At 65.4% G+C, this 5,025-nt stretch carries 5 protein-coding genes; 1 reads left to right on the forward strand and 4 read right to left on the reverse strand.

What is annotated here, in order from left to right; all coding sequences use genetic code 11:
• The first annotated feature begins 180 nt into the window (after window positions 1-180).
• Entirely contained in the window at window positions 181-564 is a 384-nt protein-coding gene (locus QOC69_RS00585; RefSeq protein WP_526435311.1) for a tautomerase family protein, read from the forward strand.
• Window positions 565-703: 139 nt separating this feature from the next.
• On the opposite strand, the gene mdlC is transcribed toward QOC69_RS00585, so the two are convergent.
• The 4 genes from mdlC to QOC69_RS00605 all read right to left on the reverse strand — a co-directional run.
• On the reverse strand, window positions 704-2,305 hold the full coding sequence (mdlC, locus tag QOC69_RS00590; RefSeq protein ID WP_526435313.1) for a benzoylformate decarboxylase: 1,602 nt from the start codon (window positions 2,303-2,305) through the stop codon (window positions 704-706).
• A gap of 6 nt (window positions 2,306-2,311) precedes the next feature.
• Window positions 2,312-3,922, reverse strand: a complete 1,611-nt coding sequence (locus QOC69_RS00595; protein ID WP_526435315.1) for an FAD-dependent oxidoreductase — start codon at window positions 3,920-3,922, stop codon at window positions 2,312-2,314.
• A 7-nt stretch (window positions 3,923-3,929) separates the two neighbouring features.
• Complete coding sequence (locus QOC69_RS00600; protein WP_526435317.1) at window positions 3,930-4,481, reverse strand: cupin domain-containing protein; 552 nt, start codon at window positions 4,479-4,481, stop codon at window positions 3,930-3,932.
• Window positions 4,482-4,515: 34 nt separating this feature from the next.
• A partial coding sequence (locus QOC69_RS00605) for an aldolase/citrate lyase family protein (RefSeq protein ID WP_526435319.1) occupies window positions 4,516-5,025 on the reverse strand: 510 nt, incomplete at its 5' end.

Consider the following 5,025-nt stretch of genomic DNA (forward strand, 5'->3'; position numbering starts at 1 on the left):
GACAATCGCTTCGAAGTCGGCACCGACACCTTCATCGTGCAGAACGGAAAGATTCTGACCCAAACTTTTGCGGGGAAGATTTCACCGAAGCACTGACGTCGGCCTTCACGGTTTCCAACTTTCAGCGCAAGTAATGGCTGATTCATCGCCCACAATTCAATTACGCAAAGGAGACTGATCATGCCACTCGCTCGAATCGATCTTATAGAAGGTCAGTCGGCCGACTACCGCGAGACTGTCGGGGAAGTGCTGTATGACGCAATGATTGAGATCTTGAAGGTCCCGGAAGGGGATCGCTTCCAGGTCATCACCGAGCATCCAGCGCGGGGCTTCATCTTTGCGCCCGACTACCTTGGCATCCACAGGTCGAAAGATTGCCTGTTCATTCAGGTCACGCTCAATGCCGGGCGAACCGTCGACCAGAAGTCTGCCTTTTACAGAGCCATCGCGGACGGACTGCACGAGCGCCTCGGCCTGCGCCGGGAGGACGTGTTCATTAGTCTGGTTGAAGTCAGCAAAGAGAACTGGTCGTTTGGTAACGGTGAGGCCCAGTACGCGAAATAGTTTCGCGGTGCAAGATAGCGCATCATTTCGCGATGGTCGGCCCGAGCACGTGCGGCCCGCCGGGAAGTTTGGCGTTGACGAAGTGAATGCCTAATTCCATTGCGGTGGTGTTCTTTCGCCATTCACGTGCGTTGGGTGATCAGCCACCCAAGGGGACACCCGGTTCGACGTCCACGATGATCATGTGCGGTCCGTTGGCCGCGGTGAATGCTTCCTTCACGGCAACGGCCAATTCGTCGGGGCGCCCGGTTCGCACTGCGGGGATGCCGTAGCCCTTCGCCAGTGCTTCGTAATCGAGGTAGTCGAGGTCGAGGCCCGGCACACCGGTGGTGGTGAGGTAGTCGCCGAAGCCCTTGAGGATTCCGTACTCACGGTTGACCAGGACCAGAAACGTCACCGGAAGGCGGCGGCTGGCCGCGGTGTACAGCCCTTGGATGCCGTACTGCGCGCCGCCGTCGCCAGTCACCGCCAACACCGGCCGCGCGGGTTGCGCGAGCTGGGCACCCACCGCACCAGGGACGGCGAACCCGAGGCCGCCTGCGGCACAGAAGAAGAACGAACCCGAACGGCGGAACTTCATCCGGTTCCACATGGCGGCAGCACCGTTCATCGATTCGGTCACGACGATGCCGTGGTGACCGAACAGCGGACCAACGATGTCGTAGACCTGGGATGCGGTGAGCGTGTCGACGGCGGGCGGGATCTTCAGCGGCGCCAGTGCCGCGGGTGCGGGCCGGTTGGTCTGCGGTAGGAGTTCCAGCAGACCCTGCAAGGCGAGGGCCGGGTCGGCGACTAGCGCGTCGCCGAGCGGCGCGCGCGCGGCGGCGTCCGGATCGTTCATGATCGCCACGAGGTCGGCGCCGGGCGGCAGGTAGGTGCCCGGGGCGTAGGGGTAGTACTGAAATACTGATGCCCCGGCGACAAGGATCAGATCGTGCCCGGCCAGTGACTCGGACAGCCACGCGATGCCGGCGGGAAGGCTGCCCCGGAAGTTCGGGTGGTCAGTGGGAAATCCGACGCGCGAGGTGTTCGGGGCCAGCCATACCGGCAGGTTCTGGCGTTCGGCCAGCGCGACGCCTGCCTCAAATCCGCCCGGTGCGGCGTCCAGCCCCGCGCCGACTACCAACACCGGACTGCGGGCGGCCGTCAGGCGCTTCGCGAGCGCGGTCAGCTCGACGGGGGCGGGGACGGACCGGCCGGTGAGTCGGCGCGCCGCCAGTAGTTCTGTGGTGCCGGCTTCCGCGGTCTGTTCGAAGTCGTCCATCGGCAGTGACACGAATACCGGTCCCGCCGGCGGCAGTGCCGCGAAACGGAATGCGCGAGCGAGCGCCGCGGGCACGTCCTGTGCGCGGGGCGGTTCAAACGCCCATTTGACCGCCGGCCTGGGCAGCATTGTCGGATCGGGGTTGGCCAGAAGAGGTTGCATCGTCAGCGTCGCGCGCACCTGTTGGCCCGCGGTGATGACCAACGGGCTGTGCCCGCTCGCGGCGTTGATGATCGCCCCCATCGCGTTGCCCAGGCCCACCGCGGTATGCAGGTTCACCAGCGTCGGTTCGCCGGTCAGCTGGGCGTAGACGTCGGCCATGCCGACCACCGCGCCCTCGTGCAAGCCGAGAACGTAGTCGACGTCGTCGGGGAAGTCGGCCAGGAACGGCATCTCGGTTGACCCCGGGTTGCCGAACACCGTGCGTAGGCCCAGCGCGCGCAGCAGTTCCCAGGTGGCGTGGTGGACAGTGGGCATGGCGAATCACCTCCTGCGATCTAGGTTTTCGGGCTCGAGTGCGCGTGCTCGGGCGGTGCGCACCAGCAGTGCTGGATCCGGGTGGGTGGACTGGGCCCGCCAGCAGATCACGCCGTCCGGTCGGATGAGTAGGCCCGCGGTTGCGGGCGTGGGAAAGATCCTGTCCCATGTGTGGCGGTCGGCGATGTCTTGGCGGCGGATCGCACGCAGCCGCACACCGGCGACCGGATGGGTTCGCAGTGTGGAGGCGTAGGAGCTGGCGTCGGGGGTGAGGAAGGTGAACGCGCCCGGATCCAGCAGGTCCAGCGTGCTCGACACGGCACCGTTGAGTGGGATGTGCGGGGCGCGGGTGCCGGGCTGTCCGCTGGGTTGGGCCGGGTCTTCTATGGGCAGTTCGGGATCGAAACCCATGGCTGTGGCCATGGGGTAGCGGAATCCCAGTGTGATCGGATTGGGGTCGAACTGGTCGAACTGCCGGAAGAATTCGCCGATCCCGTCCCCGGCGCGCAGCATGACGTGTTTGAGGGTGAACTCGGTGATCGGTTGGCGTTCGGACTGGTAGGTGTCCAGCAGTGCGTCTTCAGCGTCGCCCGTGCAGACCGCGGCGAGTTTCCAGGCGAGGTTGTGTGCGTCGGCGATTCCGGTGTTGCCGCCGAATCCGCCGTAGGGCGGCATGAGATGGGCTGCGTCGCCGACCAGGAAGATGCGACCGGCGCGGTAGCGGTCGGCGATGAAGGCCCCGGTGTTCCAGGTCGTTGCGCTGTGCACAGTGACGTCGAGGTCGGCTAGACCGATCAACGATCTGATCATTGGAATCGCTTCGGTGGCAACAGCATCGGGATTGATGGAATCTAGGTCGGTTCGCGGGGTCAGGGCGAACCAGTTGTGGTCGCGGGCGTCGCTGCGGGTGAACAGCAGGGCGCCCTGGGCCGGGGCGATCATTGCGCTGATCCGCCGTCCGCGCAGTGCCGGTTCGAGGTCGGCGTCGAACAAGACGCTCAGGCCTCGTCCTGGAATCGGTTGGCCGTGGCGGCCGATACCGAGGCTGGTACGGATCGTGCCCCTGGCCCCGTCGGCGGCCACCAGATAGCGGGCGGTGATCCGACTCGGTGGCGTCGCCGGAGCGGGGGTGCCGACGGTGGATGGAGACCACACCACGTCTGCGGTGACGGTGGACTCGTGCTGCTCGATGTTGGCGGCTGTGCAGCCGTAGAACAGTTGGGCACCCAACTCGGTGCTGCGTTGCAGCAGAATGGGTTCCATTCGGTCCTGGTCGCAGGCGTAGTGCGTGGTGGGGCTCAGTCGGTTCTGGCGGGCCAGTGCGAGCGGTAGATGTATCCGCTCGTACTCGCCGGAGAGGCTGGTGCCGATCGCCACCCCGAAATGATCTTCGCCCGCGGCGCGTATCGCTTCTTCGATTCCGGCGGAGCGATACAGCTCCATCGTTCGGGCGCTGACACCGCGCAACTTGGGATGGCCCGAGGTTGAGGCGTGACGCTCCACCACCCATACGCGTAATCCCTGTTGCGCCAGGAACATCGACGCGGCCAAACCGACGAGGCCGCCGCCGACGACCAGAACGTCACAATCACACGTGTCGACCGCCAATTCCGACATTGCTTGCTCAGCCTCCGTTCGGTGGGGTGGCGTCGGTCATGGTGCCGACCAGCAGGCACGGCGCGTTCGACCGGTTGCTCCAGGCGTGATTGGTGCCGCGGATGATGACGGTGTCGCCGGGCCGCATGAGCGTCTCATCGGTGTCGGTGACCAGAAAGATCTCGCCCCGGACGCAGGTGAGGCAGTCGAGGGTGTCGGTGCGGTGCATGCTCGGATGTCGGGCGAGATCCGTCTGGCTCGGCCGGTGCTTTTGATGCACCTCTTCATTGAGGTCGGCCAGGACGCGGCGGTGCTGGGCGGCGTCGGGGTCATCCGGCGGTATTTCCAGTGCCCGGCAGATCATGCCGTTGGGGAAGGGTTCGCGGCTGGCGCCGAGACCGTCCGTCTGCGATCGGTCGCCGTCAATGCTGTTGTCTACCGGCGTCTCTTGGGTTGCCCACAGCGTGGCGCGCCAGTAGAACCCGTCGCGGGATTGGACGTTGGTCAGACCGTGTTGCAGTACCGCTGAGCGGCCTTCGGCGTCGGGCCCGACCACGAACCGGTTCAGATGAGTCGTCATTGCACTGTTCCTTTCCATCGTGGTGATCGCCTTCTCACGCAGTGACATGAGGTGCGAAGTCTGGCGTTGGGGTATCGGGGCGGGTGTAGGCGGTGCCTTTCACCGAGTCGCCGGCGATGCGGACGGTGTGCTCGCAGAACCGCCGGAATCCCATGACGTCCAGGCCGAGGCAGAACACCTTGACGCCGTCGTCCAGCGCGGATTTGCAGCCGTCGACGTTGGGGTCGAGTACCGGGCCGCCCATCACCGCGACGCCGTGCCGGTCGGCGGCGGCTTGCACTTTCAGGTAGGCCTCACGGATCTTGGGGCTGTGGGTCATGTTGTTGCCCTCGCCGATGGCGTAGGCGAGATCGCCGGGACCGAAGGCCAGCACGTGGACTTGGTCCAATGCGCAGATCTCGTCGATGTTGTCGACGGCCTGGGGGTTCTCGATGAGCGGGACGACGAGGAAGTTGCGGTTGTTCCATTCGGCGTAGTCGACGAAGCTGCGGTAGGAGTACCTGGCGGCGCGGGTGGCCGGGCAGATGCCGCGGCTGCCCAACGG

The sequence above is a fragment of the Mycobacterium sp. genome (assembly GCF_032162105.1).
Lineage (GTDB): Bacteria > Actinomycetota > Actinomycetes > Mycobacteriales > Mycobacteriaceae > Mycobacterium.

Excerpts from the sequence above, each read along its gene's own strand:
- QOC69_RS00585 (WP_526435311.1), top strand. The coding sequence starts at position 181 with ATGCCACTCGCTCGAATCGATCTTATAGAAGGTCAGTCGGCCGACTAC.
- mdlC (WP_526435313.1), bottom strand. The coding sequence starts at position 2,305 with ATGCCCACTGTCCACCACGCCACCTGGGAACTGCTGCGCGCGCTGGGC.
- QOC69_RS00595 (WP_526435315.1), bottom strand. The coding sequence starts at position 3,922 with ATGTCGGAATTGGCGGTCGACACGTGTGATTGTGACGTTCTGGTCGTC.
- QOC69_RS00600 (WP_526435317.1), bottom strand. The coding sequence starts at position 4,481 with ATGACGACTCATCTGAACCGGTTCGTGGTCGGGCCCGACGCCGAAGGC.